The organism is Bradyrhizobium sp. CIAT3101 (genome assembly GCF_029714945.1).
In the GTDB taxonomy this organism is placed as follows: Bacteria; Pseudomonadota; Alphaproteobacteria; order Rhizobiales; family Xanthobacteraceae; genus Bradyrhizobium.
On record NZ_CP121634.1, the window covers coordinates 8,728,358 to 8,752,307 of the forward strand.

22 protein-coding genes are annotated in these 23,950 nt (G+C 56.7%); 10 read left to right on the forward strand and 12 right to left on the reverse strand.

Features of this window, described 5'->3' with window-relative positions; genetic code table 11:
* Positions 1 to 693: 693 nt before the first annotated feature.
* Genes QA645_RS40520 through QA645_RS40530 form a run of 3 tightly spaced genes read left to right on the forward strand, consistent with a single transcriptional unit; the run spans position 694 to position 3,493 of the window.
* A complete protein-coding gene (locus QA645_RS40520) occupies positions 694 to 1,410 on the forward strand; it encodes a response regulator transcription factor (RefSeq protein WP_283053582.1) in 717 nt (238 codons plus the stop codon).
* Positions 1,407 to 2,852: a type II and III secretion system protein family protein gene (locus QA645_RS40525; RefSeq protein ID WP_283046575.1), complete on the forward strand. Its 1,446-nt coding sequence runs from the start codon at positions 1,407 to 1,409 to the stop codon at positions 2,850 to 2,852. Before QA645_RS40520 ends, QA645_RS40525 begins: the two co-directional genes overlap by 4 nt.
* An 8-nt stretch (positions 2,853 to 2,860) precedes the next feature.
* Positions 2,861 to 3,493, forward strand: coding sequence for a CpaD family pilus assembly lipoprotein (locus QA645_RS40530; RefSeq protein ID WP_283046577.1), 633 nt, complete (start codon positions 2,861 to 2,863; stop codon positions 3,491 to 3,493).
* 175 nt (positions 3,494 to 3,668) lie between these two features.
* Here the strand turns inward: QA645_RS40530 and QA645_RS40535 are convergent, their stop codons facing one another.
* From QA645_RS40535 to QA645_RS40585, 11 genes are all read right to left on the reverse strand, one after another.
* On the reverse strand, positions 3,669 to 4,706 hold the full coding sequence (locus tag QA645_RS40535; protein ID WP_283046579.1) for an EscU/YscU/HrcU family type III secretion system export apparatus switch protein: 1,038 nt from the start codon (positions 4,704 to 4,706) through the stop codon (positions 3,669 to 3,671).
* A complete protein-coding gene (gene sctT / locus QA645_RS40540; RefSeq protein ID WP_283046581.1) occupies positions 4,703 to 5,518 on the reverse strand; it encodes a type III secretion system export apparatus subunit SctT in 816 nt (271 codons plus the stop codon). The genes QA645_RS40535 and sctT overlap by 4 nt, the downstream gene beginning before the upstream one ends.
* A gap of 244 nt (positions 5,519 to 5,762) precedes the next feature.
* A complete protein-coding gene (locus QA645_RS40545; protein ID WP_061849752.1) occupies positions 5,763 to 6,038 on the reverse strand; it encodes a flagellar biosynthetic protein FliQ in 276 nt (91 codons plus the stop codon).
* 1 nt (position 6,039) lies between these two features.
* On the reverse strand, positions 6,040 to 6,705 hold the full coding sequence (sctR, locus tag QA645_RS40550) for a type III secretion system export apparatus subunit SctR (RefSeq protein WP_061849753.1): 666 nt from the start codon (positions 6,703 to 6,705) through the stop codon (positions 6,040 to 6,042).
* Positions 6,698 to 7,816 carry a type III secretion system cytoplasmic ring protein SctQ gene (sctQ, locus tag QA645_RS40555; protein ID WP_349253161.1) on the reverse strand — a complete coding sequence of 373 codons (1,119 nt, stop codon included), beginning with the start codon at positions 7,814 to 7,816 and terminating at the stop codon, positions 6,698 to 6,700. The genes sctR and sctQ overlap by 8 nt, the downstream gene beginning before the upstream one ends.
* Positions 7,816 to 8,367 carry a hypothetical protein gene (locus tag QA645_RS40560; protein WP_283046583.1) on the reverse strand — a complete coding sequence of 184 codons (552 nt, stop codon included), beginning with the start codon at positions 8,365 to 8,367 and terminating at the stop codon, positions 7,816 to 7,818. The genes sctQ and QA645_RS40560 overlap by 1 nt, the downstream gene beginning before the upstream one ends.
* Complete coding sequence (gene sctN / locus QA645_RS40565) at positions 8,343 to 9,650, reverse strand: type III secretion system ATPase SctN (protein WP_145669995.1); 1,308 nt, start codon at positions 9,648 to 9,650, stop codon at positions 8,343 to 8,345. The genes QA645_RS40560 and sctN overlap by 25 nt, the downstream gene beginning before the upstream one ends.
* A gap of 44 nt (positions 9,651 to 9,694) precedes the next feature.
* Positions 9,695 to 10,318 (reverse strand): type III secretion system stator protein SctL, encoded by a 624-nt coding sequence (gene sctL, locus QA645_RS40570; RefSeq protein ID WP_283046584.1) that lies wholly within the window; start codon positions 10,316 to 10,318, stop codon positions 9,695 to 9,697.
* The gene (locus tag QA645_RS40575; protein ID WP_283046585.1) at positions 10,315 to 10,869 is read right to left on the reverse strand and encodes a nodulation protein NolU; all 555 of its coding nucleotides are present in this window, start codon (positions 10,867 to 10,869) and stop codon (positions 10,315 to 10,317) included. The genes sctL and QA645_RS40575 overlap by 4 nt, the downstream gene beginning before the upstream one ends.
* 88 nt (positions 10,870 to 10,957) lie before the next feature.
* The gene (gene sctJ, locus QA645_RS40580; RefSeq protein ID WP_283046586.1) at positions 10,958 to 11,824 is read right to left on the reverse strand and encodes a type III secretion inner membrane ring lipoprotein SctJ; all 867 of its coding nucleotides are present in this window, start codon (positions 11,822 to 11,824) and stop codon (positions 10,958 to 10,960) included.
* A gap of 9 nt (positions 11,825 to 11,833) precedes the next feature.
* Positions 11,834 to 12,349, reverse strand: coding sequence for a nodulation protein NolB (locus QA645_RS40585; RefSeq protein ID WP_283046587.1), 516 nt, complete (start codon positions 12,347 to 12,349; stop codon positions 11,834 to 11,836).
* 224 nt (positions 12,350 to 12,573) lie between these two features.
* Between QA645_RS40585 and QA645_RS40590 the strand changes: the two genes are divergently transcribed.
* The 6 genes from QA645_RS40590 to sctV all read left to right on the forward strand — a co-directional run bounded on the left by QA645_RS40590 (position 12,574) and on the right by sctV (position 20,873).
* The gene (locus tag QA645_RS40590) at positions 12,574 to 13,245 is read left to right on the forward strand and encodes a secretin N-terminal domain-containing protein (protein WP_283046588.1); all 672 of its coding nucleotides are present in this window, start codon (positions 12,574 to 12,576) and stop codon (positions 13,243 to 13,245) included.
* A 630-nt stretch (positions 13,246 to 13,875) separates the two neighbouring features.
* Positions 13,876 to 15,558, forward strand: a complete 1,683-nt coding sequence (locus QA645_RS40595) for an HrpF/NolX family T3SS translocon protein (RefSeq protein WP_283053588.1) — start codon at positions 13,876 to 13,878, stop codon at positions 15,556 to 15,558.
* Between the two features lie 600 nt (positions 15,559 to 16,158).
* Positions 16,159 to 16,443, forward strand: coding sequence for a hypothetical protein (locus tag QA645_RS40600; RefSeq protein ID WP_283046589.1), 285 nt, complete (start codon positions 16,159 to 16,161; stop codon positions 16,441 to 16,443).
* Positions 16,444 to 16,861: 418 nt separating this feature from the next.
* The gene (locus QA645_RS40605; RefSeq protein ID WP_283046590.1) at positions 16,862 to 17,755 is read left to right on the forward strand and encodes an FHA domain-containing protein; all 894 of its coding nucleotides are present in this window, start codon (positions 16,862 to 16,864) and stop codon (positions 17,753 to 17,755) included.
* A 31-nt stretch (positions 17,756 to 17,786) separates the two neighbouring features.
* On the forward strand, positions 17,787 to 18,323 hold the full coding sequence (locus QA645_RS40610; protein ID WP_283046591.1) for a hypothetical protein: 537 nt from the start codon (positions 17,787 to 17,789) through the stop codon (positions 18,321 to 18,323).
* Positions 18,324 to 18,755: 432 nt separating this feature from the next.
* Positions 18,756 to 20,873, forward strand: a complete 2,118-nt coding sequence (gene sctV, locus QA645_RS40615) for a type III secretion system export apparatus subunit SctV (RefSeq protein ID WP_283046592.1) — start codon at positions 18,756 to 18,758, stop codon at positions 20,871 to 20,873.
* Positions 20,874 to 21,925: 1,052 nt separating this feature from the next.
* On the opposite strand, the gene QA645_RS40620 is transcribed toward sctV, so the two are convergent.
* Positions 21,926 to 22,312 carry a hypothetical protein gene (locus QA645_RS40620; RefSeq protein WP_283046593.1) on the reverse strand — a complete coding sequence of 129 codons (387 nt, stop codon included), beginning with the start codon at positions 22,310 to 22,312 and terminating at the stop codon, positions 21,926 to 21,928.
* Between the two features lie 1,046 nt (positions 22,313 to 23,358).
* On the opposite strand from QA645_RS40620, the gene QA645_RS40625 reads away from it, so the two are divergent.
* Positions 23,359 to 23,748 (forward strand): hypothetical protein, encoded by a 390-nt coding sequence (locus QA645_RS40625; protein WP_283046594.1) that lies wholly within the window; start codon positions 23,359 to 23,361, stop codon positions 23,746 to 23,748.
* The last annotated feature ends 202 nt before the right edge of the window (positions 23,749 to 23,950 follow it).

Sequence of the window (23,950 nt, forward strand, 5' to 3'; positions counted from 1 at the left end):
TCCAGCTCTCACCGGCAAAGCCATGCTCCATGATCGTGCCCCACTAGCTTTGGAGCCACGATGCACCAGCTCTGATGGCTCGACTAGTCCCGCAACGTGGGGCGTGCAACATGGCTGCAATCTATTGCGGTCGAAGGCTTGCGGATCCGCCGGGGACGAGAGTCCGACGCCAACGCTGTCAAACCAGTGATCCGGCAAGACGGCCTGAGCCCATAGACGCAGACCTGGGACGCATAACGGAGCGCCGTGCCAAACTGGCCCATCAGCAGCGATGCGAGATGCTCGAAGTTCTGTCGTCCGGCGCTTCACGATCAAGCTTCAGATCGTTGCTCCCCCAATTTGCCATTGCTTGTGATGGACTGTAATCGCCATTGCTTGACATCGTCGGCTTGCGCTGAAGCCGTGATTCGTTCTGTGATCCTGACGCGGCGCGCTGACTACGTGCATTTCGCTACGACCTATTCGCCGGTTGGATGCCTACCATAAAAAAAAACGATTTTGCCGATCTTACCTGAAGCCCCATAAGTCATGGCCGCGCTTTAGAAGGAGCAATCAGGAACTCGTGCGATTGAATTCTCTCTTCAGTCTGTTGCTCTCCAACTCGACATGCTCAAGCATGTGGTGGGTTTACCGACGTTCGTTGTCGATCGTAATGCGCCCAGGTCCTGGCGCAGTCGCAAGATAGGCGATGAAATGCGAATTCTCCTGGTAGATCGTGATGCCGCCTTTGTGCGAGCCGCCAAGGAAACAATGTTGGTTCGCGGTTTTGCCGTTGATGTAATCCACACGCTTGACGAAGCGGAGACGGCGCTAGGTTGCGCCAGCTATCACATTCTTTTGCTCGAACTGGTTCTACCGGATGGAAATGGCTTGGACTGGCTGAAACAATTGAGACGCGAAGGATGTTCAATGCCCGCTATGATCATGAGCAGCCTCAACGATCTCGGCACCCGGATTGCGATATTCAATGGTGGTGCCGACGATTTCCTGCCCAAACCGGTGTCTTTCGATGAGCTCATCGCTCGCATGCGCGCCATTTTGCGACGATCGACGCAAATGACGGCCCCCGTCGTCTCCTTCGGCAACTTACATTTCGATCCTATCGGACGGCAAGTCTCAATTGGCGATCGGCCGTTGAGAATTGCACGCCGCGAAGTCTGCATTCTTGAACATCTGCTGAGCCGAGCAGGCCGCACCGTGCCGCGTGCGTCGCTGGAGGAAGGCCTCTATGCGTTCGACGACGAAGTCTCAACCAATGCCTTAGAAGTGGGGATCTATCGGTTGCGGACACATTTGAACAAGTCGGGCGCGACGCTACGGATCAAAACCGCGCGGGGCGTCGGATACGCGCTCGAACTGAAGAACGATCCGCTGCCTCGCCGATCAAACTTGAAAACGGCGCTCCCTTGAAGTTCGCACTGGATCTTCGCAGTCGACGGCCGATCGCGGTTACAGCCACGTTTCTTGCGTGCCTTCTGTATGCCGTATGCACGGTCCCTCTCGTTCTTGCTCCCACTTCCGCAGCACAGATAAACCGCGACTCTAATCAGGGTGCGCCGCGCGCGACGGCTGACAGCCTTAGCGGAACTTTGAATCTTTCCTCCTCGCAGGGCAAGACCGTTCATCTTCCGGCGGCAGCGGCCAGCATATTTGTTGCCGACCCGACGATAGCAGACTACCAGGCGCCATCGAATACGACCATCTTCGTCTTTGGGAAAAAGTCAGGACGGACCAGCCTGTTCGCTTTGAACGACAATGGAGAGGCGTTAGCCGAGTTTCGCGTTGTCGTCACCCAACCTGTCGAGGATCTGCGTGCCGCACTGAAGGCCGAGCTCGGAGACTATCCGATCCAAGTCACTTATACGCCGCGCGGCGCCATTCTTAGCGGGACGGCGCCCAGTGCAGACATCGTCGAGCGTGCCAAGAAGATCACAGAGCAGTTTCTGGGGGCGGGCGCGCTGGTCGTCAACAAGATCCAGGTCGCCGGCTCGTTACAGGTTAATCTGAGCGTGCGCGTGGCGGAGGTCTCACGCAGTGCCATGAAGGAGCTTGGCATCAGCCTTTCTGCATCGGGTCAAAACGGCGCGGTCGTTTTCGGGTTTAGCAGTGGCAAGCCTGGCGGTTCCGGTGCGAGTCAGGGCGGCGGCACTGCAAGTATCGGATTTGGCGCTGGCGGCACGAACATCAGTGCTGTTCTTGACGCACTCGCCAACGAGCACCTCGCGTCAGTGTTGGCGGAACCAAATCTTACCGCAATGTCCGGCGAATCAGCAAGCTTCCTCGCTGGCGGCGAATTCCCAATACCGGTCATGCAGGACAATCGGCAAGTCTCAGTTCAATTCCGTCAATTCGGAATCAGCTTGGAGTTCGTTCCGACCGTTCTCAACAATAATCAGATCAATATCCGCGTGAAGCCTGAAGTCAGCGAGTTATCTAAAGAAGGTGAGGTCAGCATCAACGGAATGTCTCTGCCCGGCCTCTCCACGCGACGTGCCAGTACTGTCGTCGAGCTTGCCAGCGGTCAAAGCTTTGCAATCGGGGGGCTGATCAGGCGCAATTTCAACACAGACATCACCACGTTTCCTGGGTTGGGCGATGTGCCGATCCTTGGTGCGCTGTTTCGCTCCTCCTCATTTCAGAAGCAGGAGACGGAACTTGTCATCGTTGTTACCCCCTACATCGTGCGGCCAGCATCGTCTGCCGGCAAGATAAGCGCGCCGACTGACCGCATCCGACCACCATCAGACGCGGGTCGAACGTTGACGAATACGTTGGCAAGTTCGCCGCGAGGCCGGGATGCTCCCCGCACCGAACCAGGCGCAACCGGCGCGGCCGGCTTAACTATTGAATGAGAACCGCGATGAGCCTGCGAAACCTGGGTCACCTGATCGCTGTCGCGGCAACCGTGGGCGGATGCACTCATACTGATGCGACCTATTCTGGGACGCCTGAGCAAGGAATCCAGGTGGAGCAGAAGACAGCGGTCTTGCGACTACAGGCTCTTGGTCGTGCCGAGAGGTACGGCCTGCGTGATTTCATTGCGAATGCCAGTCGCGGTCGACGGGATGCACTCCATCTGGAGGTCAGTGGCTCGCCCCGGCTGGTTACGCAGGTGGCACACGAGGCACGCGCGATGGGCGTTCCATCTTATAATATTCGCCTGTCCGCTTTCCCGGTAGATCAGCCCTCCCATTTCGGCGTCCGAGTCGAAGCGATCACCCACGAAGCACATCCTTCGCTCTGTCCAAGCCTTTCAATCGTCGGCCCTTCAGTGGGCGACAATTCTTTCAATCCAACGCTTGGCTGCTCGATCCGGAATAACCTTGGCGTCATGCTCAATGATCCGGCCGACTTGTTGGAGAATAACGCTGTCATGCCAACCAGCGGTGATCGCGCGGTAGCTCCCCTTACCGCACGGGGGAGCCTCACGCCGGGCAACAAGAGCAACTCGGAAGACGAAAGTCACACCCGGGTTCCCGCAGAAGCCCAATGAGCGGCTCGTACCTGCGCAGAATGAGCATTGGTTGCCACCGTCGACCATCTCGGTAGTCCTCTAAGGCGTGGGCCGCCACAGCAGCTACCCTTCCTCGCGTCGGTTTCAGACCCCGCCAAGCCCGTCAGTTGGGGTCTTTGACTGCGCCGCCCGAACGCATCGAGTTTCCGTAAATCTAGGCCAGGCCGGCTGCAAAAACTGCCTGAGCAACCCTCTCAAAACACTCCATCGGAACGGCCTTGCCCATCGTAGCCTTTCGGCTCAGCTGCCGCGCCAGCGCGGGGTCCCGGATAATGCTCAGATGCAGGGTCCGCGCCTGGTCAACCAACTGCGAAGCAGGTTCACCCTCGGCGCGGCACACCAATACAGGGACTCCAGTCTCCCCACGAACATAGCGCAGCCCAATCAATATCCCCGGTCCCGTCAGTATTAATGTAGCGCGATGGATGCCGAGCGGCGCCTCGTTCGCCGATTCGCGACGGAGGCGACGGTGTTCACCCTTTATCTGAGGATTGCCTTCCTGTTCCTTAGTTTCGCGTTTTGCTTCGCTCTGTGTCATGCGCATGTCACGCAAAAACAACCACCGCTGAATTAGCAGATCGGTCAAGCCGCCGATCAGAAACGCCCCAGCAGCGATCTCAATCACGAACTTGAACTCTTTGAAGACAAAGCCAAAACAACCCAAACCGCAGATAGGCAAGTATACCAGCGCCTTCCAAGTCGCGATTACGGTGAAGAACAGGATTGCGCCGAGAACGAACACTTTGATCAGCGACTTACAAAGCTCGACAAGCGATCTCTGAGAAAAAAGCCGTTTCAGTCCTTTGATAGGATCTAATTTCTCAAGACTTGGTTTTAGTGGCTCCACGGAGAGCGTCAGCCCACCATTAGCCAAGACACCGGCGAGGATGCCCGCAGCCACGGCCGCACCGATGATTGGGCCAACGCTGATCATCGAAAGTTCGATCAATCCGACCAATGCCTGCTGGACCGCACTATTGAATGGCTGCCCCTGCAACTTGTCGACGAGCTGCACCCCTTCACGCCATACGTCTTCGATCGAGCCCGCTCTGAGGCATAAGCAGCCGAACCCGGCGCAGATGCTGAGCGCGCTCACAAAGTCATTGCTGCGAGGGATCTGTCCTTTCTTGCGCGCCTGCCGTAACTTCTTAGGAGTTGGCGGAAGCTTTTTTTCTTCGCCCGAATCGTTCATTTGAAGAACTTCTCGAGCCACTCCAGCACGCCGTAGAACTGGATAATCTCCGCTCCCATATATTCAATGAGGAAGACGGTGTAGCTGACCATGATGACCCCAAAGGCGACATTCTTGATGATGGCGGAGAGATCGTTCAGCTTAATCTGCGGCGCAAAGCGCCCGAGCAACATGAGAGATACCTCAATTAAGAGCAGCGGAGCCAGCACGGGTCCCGAGACCAGCAGGGTCGTGTACATGATATGGTCGAGAAGCGTTATAAACTCCATTGCGCCTTGCAGGGTCAGGGACGGTAATAACCGATACACGGGCCAGATCAGATAGCTGCCATAGAGGCATTTGACTATCGTCTCCAGACCTCCAGACAGAACGAAAATCGTAACCGCAGCAGTGCCAAGAAAAAGACCCGTGGCCGAGGCTTGGCTGCGCGTCGCAGGATCGTCCAACTGGTTCGAAACACCTCGCTGGGTGTCGATGATTTCGCCAACTGCCTGTATGCTCCATAGCGGTACGCTTAGTAACATCCCGAAAACCAGGCCGATAAATATCTCCTTGAGACCAAGGAAAGCGACGGCGATCATACGGGTGGCCGGATCCAGCGTTTGCAATCCGGCTTCTATATGCGCAAGGCATGGCAGACCCATCACGATCGTCAAGCTTGTGCGGATCATCCCGCTAATGTGGGGGCGGGTAAATACGGGAAGCACCAACATAATGCCGAGGGCCCGGGCCGCACTAAGGCCGGCTGCAACGACGAATTCAAGCGCGGTCTGGATTAGACTTAGCGTCTCGGTGGGTGGCAAGCCATTCATTTGATGTGCTGGTACGCCTTAGCCAATCCAAGGCAGCTCCGCTCGCTGCGCCATGATGTTTGACGTGACAAAGCCTCAGAGATCGACGGCCGGGTGGCCCCTTACGTGAGTACGGCCGAACCGGGTCCTGCGCGGCGCGCTCACGTTTCCATAGTTCATGCTTGCGGCTAACGCTCGATAAGCCTGCGCAGTCCCTACAGTCCACCAGTGAGGCTTCACCACAAACTTCGCCTTGGATTCTCTCCTAATATCTCGATGTGAGGGAGGGAAATTCAGCGAAGATATGTTGGGCTTGTTCGATAAGGGGGGCGCTTAGCACCGGAGAAAACAGAACGAGCACGGCGACAACGACGAGGAGCTTCACGGTAAGAGGCAAGGTTTGATCCTGGAGCTGTGTTGCCGCTTGGAGGATGCCAACACCCAATCCGGCCACGAGAGCCGCCAAGAGCGGTGGCAGAACCCAAATCATAAAGAGGACGAGAGATCGGCTCAAATGAGTAAGAATGCTGGCTTCGTCCATATTAACCTCCGGGCGTGGCGTAGCTTAAGACCAATCCATGCATGAGCCGCGACCATCCGTCGATCGTGACGAACAGAAAGAGCTTAAAGGGAACAGATATCATTGTGGGCGACACCATTGACATGCCCATGGCCATCAAGATCGTCGTTACAATTAGATCAATCGTTATGAATGGAAGATAGAGAAGGAAACCGATTTCAAACGCACGTTTAAGTTCTGAGATTAGAAACGACGGTACAAGGATCGCAAAGTCATCCGTTGTTGCCTTACTGCGCATCTCCTCAGACCAAACCTGTTCTGTAGAAGAAAGGAAAAACGTGCGCTGCTCCTCAGAGGTGAACTTTTTCAGGTGAGCGCGCAGCGGCTCACTCCCTTCCTTTGCGGCTGTCGCCCAGTCCTCGAGGGTTTGATAGTGAAGTTGCGGGTCCGTAACGCGGTTGTAAATCTGCTCCAACACTGGAGCGCTAATGAAGACGGTAAGGATCAACGCAGCACCGTACAGAACGATGTTCGGCGGTATGGACTGGGTCCCGAGTGCGTTACGCACGAGGAAGAGAACGACAGAAACCTTTAGGAACGCCGTCGTTGTAACGACTGCGAACGCCAGCAGACCGAGGCCGATCGTCAGTGCAACAAGTGCAAGGATGCTTGGCTGAATGTCAGTCATTGACTGCCAACCTGCCACGTAGCCTGATAGCCAATTCCTCCCCGACACGCACGATGTCGCCCTGACCGATCAATCGACCATTGGCAACAATGTCGACCGGACCGTCAAGGGGGCGGCCAAGTTCGAACACATGTCCTTCGTTGACGCCCCTCAGCGTACCCAGCGGGATTGGCCAACGGCCGCATTCGAACACCAGCGTAATCTCAATACTGTCGATGTCGGTTTCCGAAAGGGCGGTGGTTGGCTGTGCTTGGGGTCGTGTCGTCATATATGCACTCTTTAAAGGGTGGAGTTGCAGGCGGAACGGTCCCCGTAGGATCAGTCTGTCGTCAGCGACCTCGGCCGGGGCCCACAATTTGTCGGCAGTGAGAATGACCTGGCCGCGTGCAAGGGGAATGACCTCCGGCAACAGCGCGTCGCCAGCTTGTGCTTGTCGAACAAGCCCAACGGACACGCATAGCGAGCCAATTTCTCCGGCAACCATGATAGGCAATTCCGGAGAAAGCTTATGCATCTCTCGGGGCAATTGGCCAAGCAACTCGCCTAACGTACAGAATGCAGGCGGGACCCGACCCTCGAGGGACGAGAATAGGAAAAGGCGCGCCTTGCTCGTAAGCGACCCGTAGGCGATGTCCAGTTCCAGATAAGGGCCTTGCGTCGTTGCTTCGTCGATCCGGATAACTTGCAAATCTTGCGCTAACAAGTTCTCCAGTTGAACGAGCAACGGTTCAAGCGCAAGTTCGAGGACGAGAGAGCGGGCTGGGTCCGAAGGTAGGCTAAGGCCATGCTGCACCGTCGAAATCAGCGACAACACCAGCGGGCGTGGCAACGAGACGATGGCCGTTTCGGCCCCGATGCGAAATACGCAGTCGAGCATCGACGCCGCCGATGGCTGTGCCTGCCAGACGAGCCGGTTCATCCGCATCGATATCGGCGTATCGCCAAGGTGGCTCTTCAGAATCGTGCGTCGAGCGGCGATCTCATTGAGCCATGAGACAACGGTATGCGACAATCTTACCGGAGGATCGAACAGAGCGGGTTCACCCAGCACATTATCGGCGCTCAATTCCACAGAAGGGGAAGTTTGCTCCGGCATAAGACAAGCAGCCATCAGATTGGATCGCCAAAGATTGAATCGCCAGCCGCCCTGCTGCGCGATCCGCCCTTGTACCGCAGCAAGATGTCATCGTCCGTTTCGATTTCAGCTGCGTACTCGGAACGAGCATTGGTCGTGCGCTGAGCATCGCACTCAATCTTCTGCCATTTCTGACTCGCCGCCGAACGCTTGGACCACACGGCCCACGCCTCATCAACCGCGGCCTGGACCTCATCTTGAGTGATGCGCGCCTGTTCAAGCGCCTGACGTGCCACAGCGATCTCAGCCGTGAGTCGCCCAATGGCGAGATGGCACCGACGATCGAGTTCGCTGACGCACATCGTATCAGACAATGCCAAGGCCAGATAAAGTTCAGCTTCGAGCATTGCGCGGCGTTTCTCGGCGCTTACCAGATTCTCGGAGGCTCTCTCCACGGCTTCAACCGCGATCTGGCGTTTGGCTTGCATATTGGATAACTGACGAAGCGCGCTTCGCTCCCTCATGTCCTTCACCAGCCGCAATTTTGATGCTTCGAGCGGTTTCAAGCGATCAGACGCGACATCCACGTGACGGTCTCCTCAAAAGTGGACAGCTCATCCTGCCCCTGACGCAAGAAATTCAGCAGCTCCTCGATGGAGGCTATTGCGCGGTCAGTTAGCGGATCGCCCCCTTGCTTGTATTCACCGACCTTGATCAAGAACTCGGCCTCATTATAGCGCGAGAGCAGGTCACGGAAGACAGAGGCGGCCTTGCGATGTGGCACAGAGACGACCGCATCCATCACTCGACTTCGGCTCGACAGCACGTCGATGGCCGGAAAATGCTCTCGTGCGGCGAGCGCGCGTGAAAGGACGATATGACCATCGAGAATACCGCGAGACTCTTCGGCGATTGGATCGCCTGTGCCGTCACCTTCGACAAGCACGGTATAGAAGGCCGTGATCGAGCCGTGCTCGCCCATACCGGCACGCTCTAATAGACCCGGCAGCAACGCAAAGACGGACGGAGGAAAGCCGCGCCGCGTCGGAGGTTCTCCCGCGGCAAGCCCGATCTCACGCATCGCCCGGCTAAAGCGTGTCAATGAATCCATCATGAGAACGACGCGCAATCCCTGATCACGAAAGTACTCGGCGAGTGCCGTCGCCATATGAGCACATTGCGCGCGCTCGGTTGCTGATCGGTCGGAAGTCTCAACGACGGCAATCGTACGACCGAGTGCATCGCCAATATGGCGCTCGATGAATTCACGCACCTCACGTCCGCGCTCTCCTATGAGCGCAACTATGGTCACGTCGGCGGCCGCGCCTTTAACAATTTGCGACATTAGTGTCGACTTGCCGCAACCAGCGTCTCCATAGATCCCAATCCGCTGGCCTTCGCCACACGTCAGAAGTCCGTCGAGCACGCGGACACCGAGCGCAAAGGGCCGCTCAATGCCACGCCGCCTCATTGGGTTGGGCGCCCTACCCCGGAGGGGGCGAGTGTGAGCCGTCTTTATCGGACCCTTGCCGTCGAGGGGCCGGCCGAAGCTATCGATGACGCGGCCAAGCAAATCGGGGCCAACTGAGACTTCCTGCATCCGCCCGGTCGGCACCACTTCCGCGCGGTTAGACAGGCCTATCATGTCGCCGATTGGCGTGAGCAACACGCCCTCGGGGAGCAGACCGATAACCTCCGCCTCAAGTGACCATCCGGTATTGTGATCCTGCAACAGGCACAGTTCCCCAACACGGGCTCCCGGCAACACGGCATGAACCAAGGTGCCGACGGCCTTTGTGATCCGTCCGCGCACGGCGCGCGTATTGACGTGCTTTGCCGTAGATCTCAGAGATGATAACGCCGCGTGCATAGCTCCTTCACCAGCCGCATCGTCATGGTCCGTTGGTTGCGTGGTCAAGATTGGCCTTCCTGTGAAGACCGGCTAAGGCCCAGCCGCAATGTGCGGAGCTGCGCGGCAAGTCCTAGATCGACATTGCCAAACTCGCTCCACAATACACACTGATCCGGTGTCAGAGTCGGGTCCGAATCAATTCGAACTTTCGGTCGACCATCCGTTCCATCAAACGCCGCGAATTCGCGTATCAGCGCATCGGCGTTCACAGGACATACATGTAGACAAACTTCCGCGCTGCCATATCTTTGCTCGATGGCATGACGAACGGACCTCACTAACATCTCGCCCGGATCGAAGGAGCCTACCAGGCCAGATAAGATCTCCATGACGAGCTGTGGCAATTCCTGTTCTAGCACGGCTTTTCGCCGCGCGACCTCACAAGCAACCCGGGCAACCAGCCGCGCCATTTCGTCCGAGCCTGTCCTCAGGCCTTCGGAGTGGCCAAGTGCCCGCTCGCGCTGATAAGCTTTCCTTGCCCAGTTGCGAACCTGCTGTAGATACCGCTCTGCTAGCGCGCGCGTCCGTACCGCATCGGACCAGATAGCAAGTTCCGAGGCTGGTATGAGGGGACCCAGCGGGCGTATCTGCGGGCGTTCTGGCAATGCTAGGTCATTCCTGGTCATGCGGGCCGTCTCTCCGCGGCCAATTGAGCCATCACCAAGGACAGCAATTGGCCTGCGGCCTCGTGGTGTTCGGCGGCTGGCTGCTCCGCGGCGGTCCCGACAGGCAAGCAGAGAAGCACGCGGGCACGGTCAAGTTCCGACGCTTGTTCGAGCCAGGCACCAAGGCAGGCATATCCGTCATGTTCAATCCGTTGCGAAAGTTGCTCCGGATCGACAATCGCTTCGGTTGCGACGGCACTGGACAAGTGTCGAATAGCGCAAAGATGTGCTTCCGCACCAATATTTTCGATCAGAAGAGCAAGATCATGCTTTGACACCAAGTTGAGCACCGAACGGGCGTGCCAGATACTGCCGGCAAGTAGTGACGCGCGACGCGGATCATGCCCGAGCAGAACGTCTCTTCCCCGGTTACTTCCGTTCGAGACCAGTTCACTGCCGAGCAGTAAAGCGGCTAGCCTTTCCTGCAGTCTGGGCGTTTTCTGCAACTGCAGCACTGTGGAAGGCGTCAGTAACGGATCGAGATGCGCGGCAAAACGGCTTGGATGGATCAAGGCAGCAAACTCGCGAGGGCGATCTGTATGTGGGCCTGGCGAACGATTTGGTTCTGTCGATGTCATCAATACTGCCACTAGATTCCGCCTATCTCGAATCCGAGTTCAGCTTTTTACCGGCAGTTTTGACCGCGCGCATACTCGCACCTGGGCCGAGATTTGCCACTTTCCGCAAGAATTGACCGAGCTGGCGCACACGCGTGCTCAGCAGCAAGTAGCATAAGACGCCCAAGGCGGCGCCGGCCCCTCCGATACCCACCGCAAGAAAGGGGGTCGACACAAGCTTGCCTGATTGCCCCGCAGCAGCTGCTGGCACAGACAACAGCTCATGTTGAGCCCGCTCAACCGGCACGAACACGACTGTTACCTTGTCGTATGATAGCCCTTCGATGCTGTTAGCGACGAGCATCTTGATCTGGGGTAGCAAGGCGGAGAGCTTTGCATTGGAGTCATGTCGAATAAAGACCGACGCCGAGGACGGAGTAGCATCTTGTCGCAAAAGGTCATTCTTCGGCAGAACAACATGCACACGAGCCGAGAGAACACCATCGATATCGTTGATCGTGCGCGACAACTCTTCGCTTAGAGCGTAAACATAGCGGGCGCGCTCCTCGACCGGGGAGGCAACCAGGCCCGCCCCCTTGAACACCTCCCCAAGGCTTTTGAAAGGTTGGCGCGGCAAGCCCTGGTCATTCAGCAGGTTGATCGAAAAGGCAAGTTGCTTTGCTTCGACTTGAATCGTGCTGGTACCATCCTTACCGACAACACGGACGGCATCGACGCCCTTGCTAAGGAGAAGAGCAAGCATTTCGTTGGCTTCGCGCTCCTGAACTTTAGTATAGAGATCGGCCTTGCAACCGGCCAACGAGAGCAGAAGCGGGAATAGGAGAAATGCATGAAACCACCTTCCTGCCGGAGCCCCGAAATCGATCCTTCTCTGCGTCAAGAGAGCCATCGACGCCGCCTAGCCCGCTGATAGCAGCTTGTTCAGAGATGAACTTACGGCGCCAGCACTCTTGGAAACGAGCGAAACCTGAATGACACCGTTGTAAGCATCCTTCAGATTTGCCAATGTCGATTGGAAATGATCCACGTCTTCCGGCTTGCCGACCGGATGCATTTCAACTTCGTGCGAACGCAAGACCGGCCGCGCGGCCGGCCCGAATTCGAGACTCTTCGGACGAGCCGGGTCGCCGGCGGCCGCCGAAGGAAGTGCATTCGCAGAAAATAGCCTGCCTCTGTGCATTGCAGAAAGATTCTGAAGAACGCGCTCGCCGAGCGGACTTGCCTGTGTGACGGCACGTTCAACTTCCGACGGAGCCGGCACGCCACCACTCACCGAAGAGGCCGGATCTTGCTTCGAAGCCGCCTGCGCAAGACTCTCATGAAACCTGTCTTGCGCCGATGAACAGACCTCAGAGGGACATTCAGCGGGGTTGGCAGAGATCGGTATAATGCCCAACATCGTAGAAGAAATCATTGCTCTCTCGTGATGAGATTAGCTGTGTTGCCGTCGTCGGCCCACCAGCCTAGAGAAGCCAGCTGACAAAAAGCTGACAGGAATCTCGAACACCGTCATTTAAAATTGCGCTTGGCTTCCAATTTGCGCCGAATTTTCGGCTTCAGATTGACGGACAAATTTTGGCGCGCGTTCTCTAGCGCCAAACACCGTTGATCCTCATCCGAGCCACGAGGCTGCAGATCTTGAAGAGCCTTCTATACATTGGAATTTTCATTTTTTTGGGTCTCGTTAGGGCTCTCGCCGCCCCGCTGTCGCTGCCATCGGCTCCCTATAGTTACACGGTTCTGGACCAGGACCTCGCGGCCGCATTGCAGGAGTTCGGCAACAATTTGAATATCCGAGTCAATGTCAGCCCCGAGGTGAAGGGACGAATTCGCGGGCGAATGCCGGACCTTGCACCGCGAGAGTTCCTGGACCGTTTGACTAATCTCTACAATCTTCAATGGTACTACGATGGGCTGGTGCTTTACGTATCCCACGCAAGCGAGGCGCAAAGCCGTCTGCTTGTCTTGAATCCGATCACTTTGAATTCGTTGAAGTCGGCATTGGATGCACTTAACATCTCCGACGAGCGCTACGTCGTGAGAGCCGCACCGGGAGATGGGCTCGTCTTCGCTTCCGGTCCCCCTCGGTTTATCGCGCTTGTGGACGAAACGCTCAAAGGCCTAGTGACGGAGGCACAGGCGCGGCCAAACTCCACGATGGTGGAAAAGCGGGCACACGAGTCGGTTTTGATGCTGTTTCGCGGGGCCTCAAGTACGGTCATTCGTGATGGACGACCTGAAATCCCTCTCTCGTCTGCGGCGCCACAACATGACAGCGCGGTTCAGGCGCCTGGTCCAGGTCAGAGATGAGCTACGCCTGGATTGACTTGCGAAGGAGCGCAGTGCGCTCGCCGTATGCTTGGTCAAGGTCAGCTTTTCGGTAGCTCCTGCCGCGGAGACGCCGGTGTGCCGCGTTCCAGCCGGTCGACCATGGGACGCCGCGAAATCAGGGTGGCATTTTTGCACGAACCAGCGAATGCGACTGATCCACCGAGTTCTTGTTGTTACCGATGCCCGCAGCAGGACGCGCGACCGCGCAACAAATTCAGCGCAATAGGGGCACTCAACAAGACGCTGCAGCATTAGGCGCCTTCTAGTCTGATTGTGAATTCTTCTAAGCGTCGTCAGCTTCTCGAAAGCTAATCAATCCTACGATATCGAGCAAAGTACACAGACGACGACGCTGCTCTAGGTTCTCGCAGAAGTCAGGCTGGTGACGCACCGATTAACCGGGGGCAACTGATCGGAGCTGTCGGACTCTGCCCATCAATACTACTTCCTCGCGATCTCGGGCTGCACCACACGACCGTGGCGCTATCTCACACCACAGGATGTATAATGTCACTCACCGACCTATCGCTAGCCCCTACTTCAACCGCAGCTTTCTCAGGGCTCGCTCCCGAGCTGCCGTCGGCGCAGGAGCTTTCTAGCTTCGAGACGATGCTGGCGAACTACTCCTTGAAAGATACCGTCGGCCCCGCGCCACAAGATCTGTCGCCGGCAGAGTCGGCCAAACAATTAGCGGAGGGACTCGCGCAGGAGGCGTGGAATATCCTACCACCAGATCTCAGGGCCGCACTGGTTGCATCCGGGCAGGTCCCGGAGCCCCCCTCTGCTGGCAGCCCCGCTGCGAGTGCAACCGAGCCGGTGCCCAGCTCAAGGATCACATGGAACAGCGGCACGCTGACTGAGGCCGAATTGCGGATTGTGTCGGTGCTGAACCGCCATAAAGACAAATGTCCGCTCGATTGGAAGTCCCTCGGAGATTTGGCCAACGATCCCTCGACACCGCCGGATCTAAAGGGGGCGATCGAGGAACTGCAGCAGGACCCGGAGCTCTTCTATGCAATAGGCTCGCAAGGCGATGGCCGCTGCGGCGGAAAGATCAAGGCAGGCGATCTCTCCGGCTTTTCCGACCATCACTCACAGGTTGCCGCATTCCAGGGGCAGCAGGCCCAGAGCTACGAGCATAACTACATTCCATCGGATGGCACCGGAAATGGCCAGCCATCGGTCATGACCCAGACTGATGCATTACGCGAACTCTACCTGTATTCCGATAACCTGCCCAAGAACCTGAGCCTGGCCGATTTCCAGCAGATCGTCGATGGCGAGGCCAAAACCGGCAAATCCCCCCCTCAGGTTCTCGCGGCGGCGCAATACTTCCTTAGTCATCCGGACGAATGGAAACAGTTGTACGGTGGCTCGGTAGATAAAGTTCACAAAGAGGACTTCTTGCAGGTTGCTTCATCATCGATGAACCTGACGCAAGCCGAGTTGGATACGCTAGGTACGATCAACAAGAACCAAGGGGCTTTTTTCGAGAAGGGTGACCTAACCCGCGACAAGCTGGCGAGCATGGTCGATGATAAGAGTCTCGCTCCGGATGTGCGAAAGGCGGCCTCCCAGTTGCTCTCGGATCCTCTCATCTTCGGCCTAATGAACAATGCGATCACCGGCTATCATACCCACCACAAGTTCTTCGACTTCGGCGGAGGCCATACCGTTGATTCCGGCAACATCAGCAACAACGATTTCAAGCAGTTCTTCAACAACATGTCGGCAGCAAACCGAAGCGCTCACCAGTTGAAGACGCATGTCGCTCAAACGGCTGTCGAGCAGTCCGCCGTCGCAGACATGATGATGGGCGTGACGGACCAGCCCGAGATCAAATCACCCAAAAAAAACGGAGGCGCTTTCATGCACGCGCTTGACGGCGTGCTGAAGGTGGGTTCGAACGTGCTCGACTGGGCAGCGACGGCAGTTGGTGTACTTGGTTTCATCCCAGGCTTGGGCGAATTGACGGATCTCGCCTCAATGGTGCTCGAGAGCGAGTCGCAAGCAGCCAATCTCTTGCACACCGCCATCACAGGCGGCAACCTAAAGCAAGCGCTGGAAGAAGCGGGGCTCAGTCTTGCGGCGCAGGCGGTCGGCTGTATCTCCGGCCCCGAGGTAAAAATAGCTATGCGCGAAGGCTTGGCGAAACAGGCAATCCAGGAGGCCGCGACGGCTGGCGTCAGCCTGCCGGTTTCGATGGCGCAGTCTTACGCGGAAGACTATTTGAACAACGTAAAGGGGCGCATTGAGTCAGAGGGCATGCAAGCTGAAGCCGTTTACACTTAGTCAGGTGGGCTCTTTTTAATCGCGTCGAGAAGCTGGGCGAGCTTGCGCGGCCTCCGCGTGGATGGGCCCCGCAAGCTTTGTCAGCATCCTGGAGCTCCTTACGCACACTGCCGGTGACTTGTTTAGTCGGTCGACGCTGCGCCGGCGCAGCGAGAAAGTAATCGATCTGCGGTGAAAGCGTCGCACAATCGCGAGTTCAATCGTCCCAGCAACCTTAGCAATTCCGGTTGCCTTCGAGGCACGTCGTCTCCGACGACCTGACCGCGAGCAAATGCCGAAGGAGGTGAAGATGTGGCGGCGATGGTGAGCCGGAACATCTCCGCTCAGCTTTTTATCCCTTGAGGTGTTGATCTTCGTGTCAAGACAGTTCGTTTGATGATCGCGAGGCCGCGCGGCTCAAGCGGTCCGAGAATCGGGATGGTTTTCGTTGGTACGAACTATCTGATCTCTGCCTGTTGAGGCGCTCTCAACTCGGATTTCGATCCGGCAAAACCAGCCAAATTTTCTGCCCCTCGTCAGCTTGTCGAAAGCTAACGCCCCGACAATAGGATCACCGAGATCGCCTCCCTTGGAAGGATCGAATCGAGATAGGAGAACCCGATGCGCATTCCGAGTTCAAACGCCGGTGCGGGCCTTGATACTGACCTCCATGCGGCTCGTGGCGGCAAAAAAGGGGCGCACACACGTGACCCCCATGACGAACATGACCGATCGCCTAGTGCAAGCGGTCCTGTCAACGACGCGTCTAATCCAGACAGTGGCTCGCATGATGCCGCTTTGCGACAAGCGTTCAACGTCGCTCTCGGAGCGGTGGCCTTCCAACTTGCAAACAATGCCATGACGAGTTTCCAAGATACCATGGCCGAGACAGAGGAGAATTCCTGACGTCGCATGTTGCGCCGTTAGGGAACAGGAGCCGCTGGTAGCGGCAACATTCCGAAAGAGGAGAAATAACATGCCTAATGTTGGTGCATCTCATACCTCGACTGCAACCGGGGCTGCTGGCACTGTCTCTGCGGCGGCCGGCGCCGGGGCTGCGGACGTGGCCGCAGAGGCTGCGTTCCAAAGGCAGATCACCGCACTGACGACCGCTAGCACGCAGGCGACTGAAAGAGACGTTGAACTTCGCGTCGTTTCAACGAACCTCACGACCATCAAGAAAGTAGCCGACGAGCGAGTGCAGTAACGGATGGGGTGGGACGACGCTGTCGCCCCACCTCTCGCTCCTGCGGAATCGATGAAGTTGCGATAAGCCGTACGGCTTTGCCGTACGGCTGCCTTCGCTCTTGGGAGGCTTTCGACCGTGAACGAACCAAATTCCACGCATTTCGAAGTGCTGTCGGGGCTTTACTCGGGGCTAACCGGCAAAGTGGGTATGGTGTCTACTGTGATTGGCAGTGGCCTGGATGCTGATTTGGTCTTCATTGAACAAGGCCTCGAACGCCATCACTTTCGTATCACCCCCAATCGTAACTCGATCGAAATTGAGCCTCTTACCGGGGGCGTCATGGTCGAGGGACACGAGAATACTTCTGCGAACGATCACATTGTCGTCCCTCTCCCGGCCGTCCTGCACGCGGGGGACATGTCCATACGCTGGTCGATACCGGATTGTAGACAAGCTGGCTCTATCGGCCGATGGCTCGGATCGACCGCCGCATTCGTCTCGATCCTGATCAGCTCTGTCGCGGTCGGGGCAGTCTCAACCAGTTTGGTCCAGACGGACGGCGCTGTTGCCTTGAAAACCGACTCGCCCCCTGCCGTGGAAGTTGCACCCAAGCTGGCATCTAACGTCGCTGATGCATTGACAACCGATTCAGCTGCTCAATGGCTGCAAGAGGAAGTTGATAAAGCGGGCCTTTTCAATATCAAAGTCAGATCCGAACCAGGTGTTGTCGCTGCCGATGGTAGCGTGACGCCCGCCTCCATCCCTAAATGGCGGGAAATCCAGGAACGGTTCGATCACGATCGTAAGGGCGCATATGTTCTCATCAATGCGGTAGCCGCCAAGGAGGAAAAGACGCCGTCCTCAATTGCTGTCGAGGCCGTTTGGCGCGGGAGTGATCCATATATGGTCATCGCCGGTCAAAAGTATTTCGTGGGCGCGCTGTTGAATAACGGATGGACCGTCAATGACATTGGGGAACGACGTGTGCTCCTGAGCCGGAATGGCCGGCTTGTTGCTCTCCCCTATTAGAGTTTCAGCCGCGGCGAAGAAGGAAAGTGTCATGACTAGGCTGCCCCAGCAATTGGTAGAGCCTTGGGCCTCGTTCCAGGGGGCGAACGTTGACAATCAGACACCTGCCACCACGCTAACCACTCCTAAAGCCGAGGCCAGCGAAATCGAGCTATCGCATGCAAATGGCGGGAGAAGCCACACTATTTTGCGGGATACGGACCAGCAAGATGTGGCTGTTGGCGCTACGATTGAGACAGCGCTGCAGCTTAACTCAGTCGATCCGGTTTCACGCACCAATGTCAATCAGGCGGGCACCCGGATCAGTGAGATCGAGCCAGGTCCAGAAATTGCCTGCTTTAACGGCCCCAATCTCGCGAACAACCTGCTCTCCTTCGTCGCGCCCCGCCTACGTCACTCGGATGTTCTGCGCCCAGAGAAGCAGGGCGTTCTTCTGGAGCGTTTGGCGGATACGCTATCGGCCGCGGCAGATGGCTCGGTGCCAAGGGAAGACATCGAGATTTTGCAGCTGGAGTTGGGGCGGCTACTCCTGCTCCAGCAGAATCACAACGGCTTGATCAAAGGCTAGCGATGGCCAAGCTTGACGGAGAGCAACACCTCACACCACCGCCGCCAGTTGCAAACGCCGGTGAGGTCTTGCCAATCTCTAGGACCGAGCGTGATTTGCTCTGCGCGCTTTCCTATGTCCATCTTGCATGCGGTCAGAGCGCACAGAGCCTGGCTCTCTTGCGAATAGTAGCTCACGAACATTCTCAGGACGTCGAGCTACTCCGCATTCTGGTCTACGCTCTCATCTCTGAGGGTCAGGGTGACGAAGCACTTGCTGCTTTGGATAGGCTAGACAAACTTGACGATCAGCCGTCTTCGCGTCTGCCTTTGATGGTCTTGCGCAGCCACGCGCTGCGTAACGCCGGTCGCATGGCCGAGGCTCGAGCAATCTTCAAGACCTATGTTTCATTGCGGAGCAGCGCAGCTCCAAACAAACGATAGTCGGCTTCTCATGGCCAACATACTACGTACTCTCATTGTGCGCGCGCCGGCTAACCCGGATTTGATGGTCGCCTTGATGCTTCTTCTGGCGATCGGAATGATGATCATGCCGATCCCGATCGTGGTAATCGACATGCTGATCGGGTTCAACCTCGGTTTTGCCGTACTGCTGCTGATGGTAGCACTTCATCTCAAGACGCCACTTGATTTTTCGTCCTTGCCGGGTGTCATCCTTATCTCCACCGTCTTTCGTCTGGCTCTTACAGTCGCAACGACGCGGTTGATCCTCGCTGAGGGCGATGCCGGCAGCATCATTCATACGTTCGGCGACTTCGTCATATCAGGCAATATCGCTGTCGGATTGGTCATATTCCTAATTGTGACCATGGTGCAGTTCATGGTTCTCGCCAAGGGCGCCGAACGGGTCGCAGAAGTGTCGGCGCGTTTCACGCTCGACGCGCTGCCCGGCAAGCAAATGGCAATCGACGCGGAACTGCGCAACGGGCACATCGATCAGCACGAAGCTCGCCGCCGGCGGGCCGCACTGGAGCAAGAAAGCCAACTTCACGGTGCCATGGACGGCGCTATGAAATTCGTGAAGGGCGACGCTATTGCCGGGCTCATAGTCATCGGCATTAACATGCTGGGCGGCATTACAATCGGCTTGCTCTCCAAGGGCATGCCCCTTGAGGAGGCACTCCATCAATATACGATCTTAACCATCGGTGACGCGCTAATTTCGCAGATTCCGGCTCTGCTGCTATCAATTACAGCAGCAACCATTGTCACCCGCGTCAATGGTCCTTCCAAGTTGAAGCTCGGTGCCGATATCGTCAGCCAACTGACGGCCAGCACACAAGCGCTCCGGTTGGCCGCTGGCGTCTTGATTGTGATGGGGCTCGTGCCGGGCTTCCCTTTGCCTCCGTTCATCATGCTTGCCGCGCTCTTCGGTGCAGCAAGCTTTGTCAATGTTGGTGTAGCCGGCGAGCAGGCCGCGGCCAAGGCAGGCGTTAGTACCACCGGTTCGCCTCCAGCTCCACTACAGGCTCCAAAGCAAGCCGTCCCTACAGAGGCACTGCCGATCGCGCTATTCCTCGCACCAAATCTCTCACATGGGATCAATAAGGAGGAACTCGAGCAGTCTATCGGGCAGATTTCGGCACTCGTCTCATCTGATCTTGGTATCACAATTCCCCGCATTCCCGTCCAAGCCGACAAGCACTTAGCGGAATCGGAGTTCAGGGTAGATGTTGAGGGAGTACCTGTCGGGCGAGATTTTGTTGACCCGATACAACTCCTGCTCAACGATGACGTCGCGAACATTGAATTAAGCGGTATCCCTTTTCGCAAAGACTTAGAGACAAATCGGGTCTGGATTGAACAAGGTCATGCGCCGGCTCTTAGAGCAGCCGGAATAGGGCATCACCGTGCGAGCGAGGTGATCGCCTTGCGCGTGCAGTCGACCCTCACCCGCTATGCACAGCGCCTGGTGGGCATTCAGGAGACCCGACAATTGCTCGGCCGCATGGAGCAGGAATATGCCGATCTTGTGAAGGAGGTGCTGCGCACGACCCCGGTGCCTCGGATCGCCGATGTCCTGCGCCGCTTACTGGACGAGGGAATCCCCATTCGCAACACTCGTCTAGTCCTTGAGGCGCTGGCGGAATGGAGCGAGCGCGAACAAAATGTCGTCCTGCTCACCGAATATGTTCGCTCCGGTCTGAAGCGGCAGATCTGTCATCGCTATGCCAACGCCCACCGTGTGGTGGCCGCCTTTATTGTTGAGCGTCAAACCGAGGATCTCGTGCGCGGTGCAGTGCGCGACACCGCTGTGGGGCCTTATCTGGTTTTGGAGGATCGCGAGAGCGAGATGTTGCTTTCGCAGTTCCGCAAGATCAATTCGAGCGTTGCACGTGGTCAGAACCAACCCGTCATTCTGGGTTCAATGGATATCCGGCGTTTCCTCCGGGGCTTTCTGATCCGCAACGGCATCGACCTGCCTGTCCTGTCGTATCAAGATCTCGCTCCGGATTTTACGGTCCAGCCGATTGGATCGGTCAAGCTCGAAGCTTCAAAACATAACACCCCCTCAGGAGAGCGTCGTGACCCGATCGCCGCAGCCAGCTAACAAAGCACAGCAGGTGGTCGCGAAATCGTAGTTTAAGTTGCATGAGTTAAGTCGGACGGCGAATCGTTCTCCTTTGGTTCGACGATGTACTCAGCCATCCTTGCTACACTTACCTTTCTGCTACTCAGAGGTTCGCCTAAGACCGCTTTTTTACCGCAACAAATGCCCGCTCCAGATCCACTAGGCAGCAACGAGGTCGATCCTGCTATGCACGAACGCATTGCTTCCGCTCTCCAGCCGGTGATAGCCGGGAGACTTTGAGCGAAACGCTGAAGCAGCAACGAGGCGCCGTGCTTGCGCTCCCTCTCCTGAGCCCTGCTGGCTCACAAGCGCTCGGATGAGGCACTTGAGGTGCTTGACAAGTTCTACTTGTCAGTCCCCGCAGTCCTGCCCGTGTTGAATGCGCGAACGGGGGTTGTACTCGATGACGAGGGGCGCCACCGTGAGGCACGAGCGTTATATCGGCGAGCTCCCGCAATGGCTGCCAACAATCCTATGCTGCGCGGCCACCTCGAGCTGTCGATCGTGCTTGCTGAGGCGGGCAACCGTTACACAGTAGGACACTACCAGCCGCCCAGCCAAACGGTCCTAATCGCAATGCCTGAATCGCGCCAGTAGCAGGCAGCATCTAGTGCCGTCCGCCTTAAAATGCCTGCGCTGGACGTGAAGTTTTCGTAGCGTTACCCACTAGTACGATATCGGTGACATCTTTTTGGTGTGTTCAACCGAAGCGACCGAAGACGCTCGTAGCCATCAGATTACCTCATCAAACCGAGAAATCATAACCGCTCTGATTTTGAACATTGACGCACAGCACTCCTGGAGCAACCGCCATAATGCCGCCTGCCGCGCGAATGATTCTTCCTTTCCAGGTGCTAATGAAAAGCCCCGACCTGAAGCCGGGGCTTTGTTGACGTATTCATCGCCCGCAGCTCATAAGCACCGCGTTGCTGTCTTTAAAGTGCACCTCATTCAGTCGAGGTGATCGGTTTCGCTCGGCTCAACCCTCGACTGTAAGCCGACCATCTCGAAAGAGTGGTTGCAGATCCGCGTTACATGAAGTCACCATCCGAATCAGACGATTGTGCAACCTCATCATCACTTTCAACCACTTTAGATAGATAACGCTGAGAACTAGTTGCACGCTGCCATTTACCGTCGTCGTTGATTCTCCACTTTCCGGACCTGGCTGCATCGAGCACCATGTCGTCCTTATCGACTTCAACGAACCCCATGCTCTGTGCCCGGGCTTTCGCTTCCGGATTGGCAGGACGCCAGTTCACCAAAGGCCGTTCGCCGTCTTGCCGAATTTGATGCTCGAGCAGAATATCGCCAGCGTTCGTGACCAGCGGATGAGCAACCTGGAAATCGACAATTGAGGTGACCCTATCTGCCCCTGGGAACTGTTCTCGCCAACTGTTGCTTTCGAAGTCAGTCATGCTGAATCCGGCCTCCGTTCTTTGGAGCCCTACGCTCCTATTTCCCAATTGGTAGCTGTAATATTTGGCATCATCGGAGTCTCTTCTGATACTATACTCCTTGGCAACCTCCGATGTGCGCCTGGCTCTATCCGATACGAATTGGGAGTACTCGTGTGGATTGTCGGCGATTCGGTTGATTTCCTCGCCATGAAAGTTCCTCACTTCTGTCCTGAATGTCGTTCTGTCAATCTCGACCACAGGCGGACTTGAAGAGAGAGAATAACGCGAAGATGAGCTACCAGCTGCATCCTCCAATCGCATCCGAGAGAATGCATCCGAAAAGTCTTGGTTTTCGGAATCTGAGTGTTCAGCATGGTAGTTTTCATACGAGGAACTACCGGACCAATCGTTAATTCGACCGTACATAGCGACCCTGCTCCTTTGGATCATACGTGTTGCGTTGCTTGCAGGTCATTCGACCTTATCCCCCCTTAGACAGCTTAGCTGTCCACAAGCTGACGCCAGCAGATAAATGGAAGTCAGACGGGCTAGCTGTGATCGCGCGCAGTTCGTGCGATCCTCTTCGGACCGCCCTCATCAACTCCGCTGGCATCGAGCTCTCTTCATACGATGGCAGCCGATTGCGCCTGTTGCTCGTTGTCGACTAGTTCGCCCATTTGGCTTGGCGCTCACAAGATCCCAGCAGCGGCTTTGCCGCAGCCGACGTTCCCCGACCGCCTCAGATCTGTGCCTGAGGAGCTCGGTAATAGGCGCTCCACATCAGGCATCGACACACACTGGACGGGTGCTTGGTCCACTCAACACCCGCGGGCGAAGACGACGATTATGCGGGACGTCGCCCTGAAATGGCAATCGAACAGCGCGCAGATCAAAGGTCGGGAGGAAGGGTCCATCCGGGCGTTCACGCCCCATTATCGAACCCAAATCGTTATCCGGTCTACAAAGGGAGATCATGGCCGCCAGGGCTGGCGCGATCAAGCCGAATGCATACGGGGCATTCGAGGCCCAAGTACCGGCTGCGCATGGTTCAAGAGCGCTCCTCTTTGACCATGGTCGCCGCCAGCGCGATCCTGCTTCGCCTAATCCAGCAATCGCCCCGCAAGAAGGCCGAGCATGCATCAGCCGAAACTGCGAAACCTTCTGATCGGCTGTCCGCGCATAATGCCCGACGAGTCGGATGTTGCGGCGACACTATCCGGGAGGTGTTGGGGTTTGGCGATACAGCTGCATCAAGTCACTCGCTCGAAGATGACGTTGATGTCTGTCATTGCAGTAAGCCGGTAAGACCTACATTCCATCAGATTGATGATCCGTGCCCTGTTGCCCTCAAGAAAGTGCTCACTCGGCTCGCACTGAATGACAGCGGGTCTGATCCGCTCGCAGTCGTTGGCTTTGATCAGATCGTGATCCAGTCCTTCGCAATCGATCGATAAAAAGTCGATTTTGGCTGCATAGGGGATCAATAGCATCGTTGATGCCGACAGCGCTCACTTCGATGCGGTCGCGTATACCTCCCAAGCCATCGAAGTCGCCGAAACTTTTGACATGTGCTTCATCCACAGAGGAACGCTTATGGGCGCTTCCGATGAAGAGCGTGGCGAACGCCTGCGGAGCAGGCAAGACAACTGCCGGAAT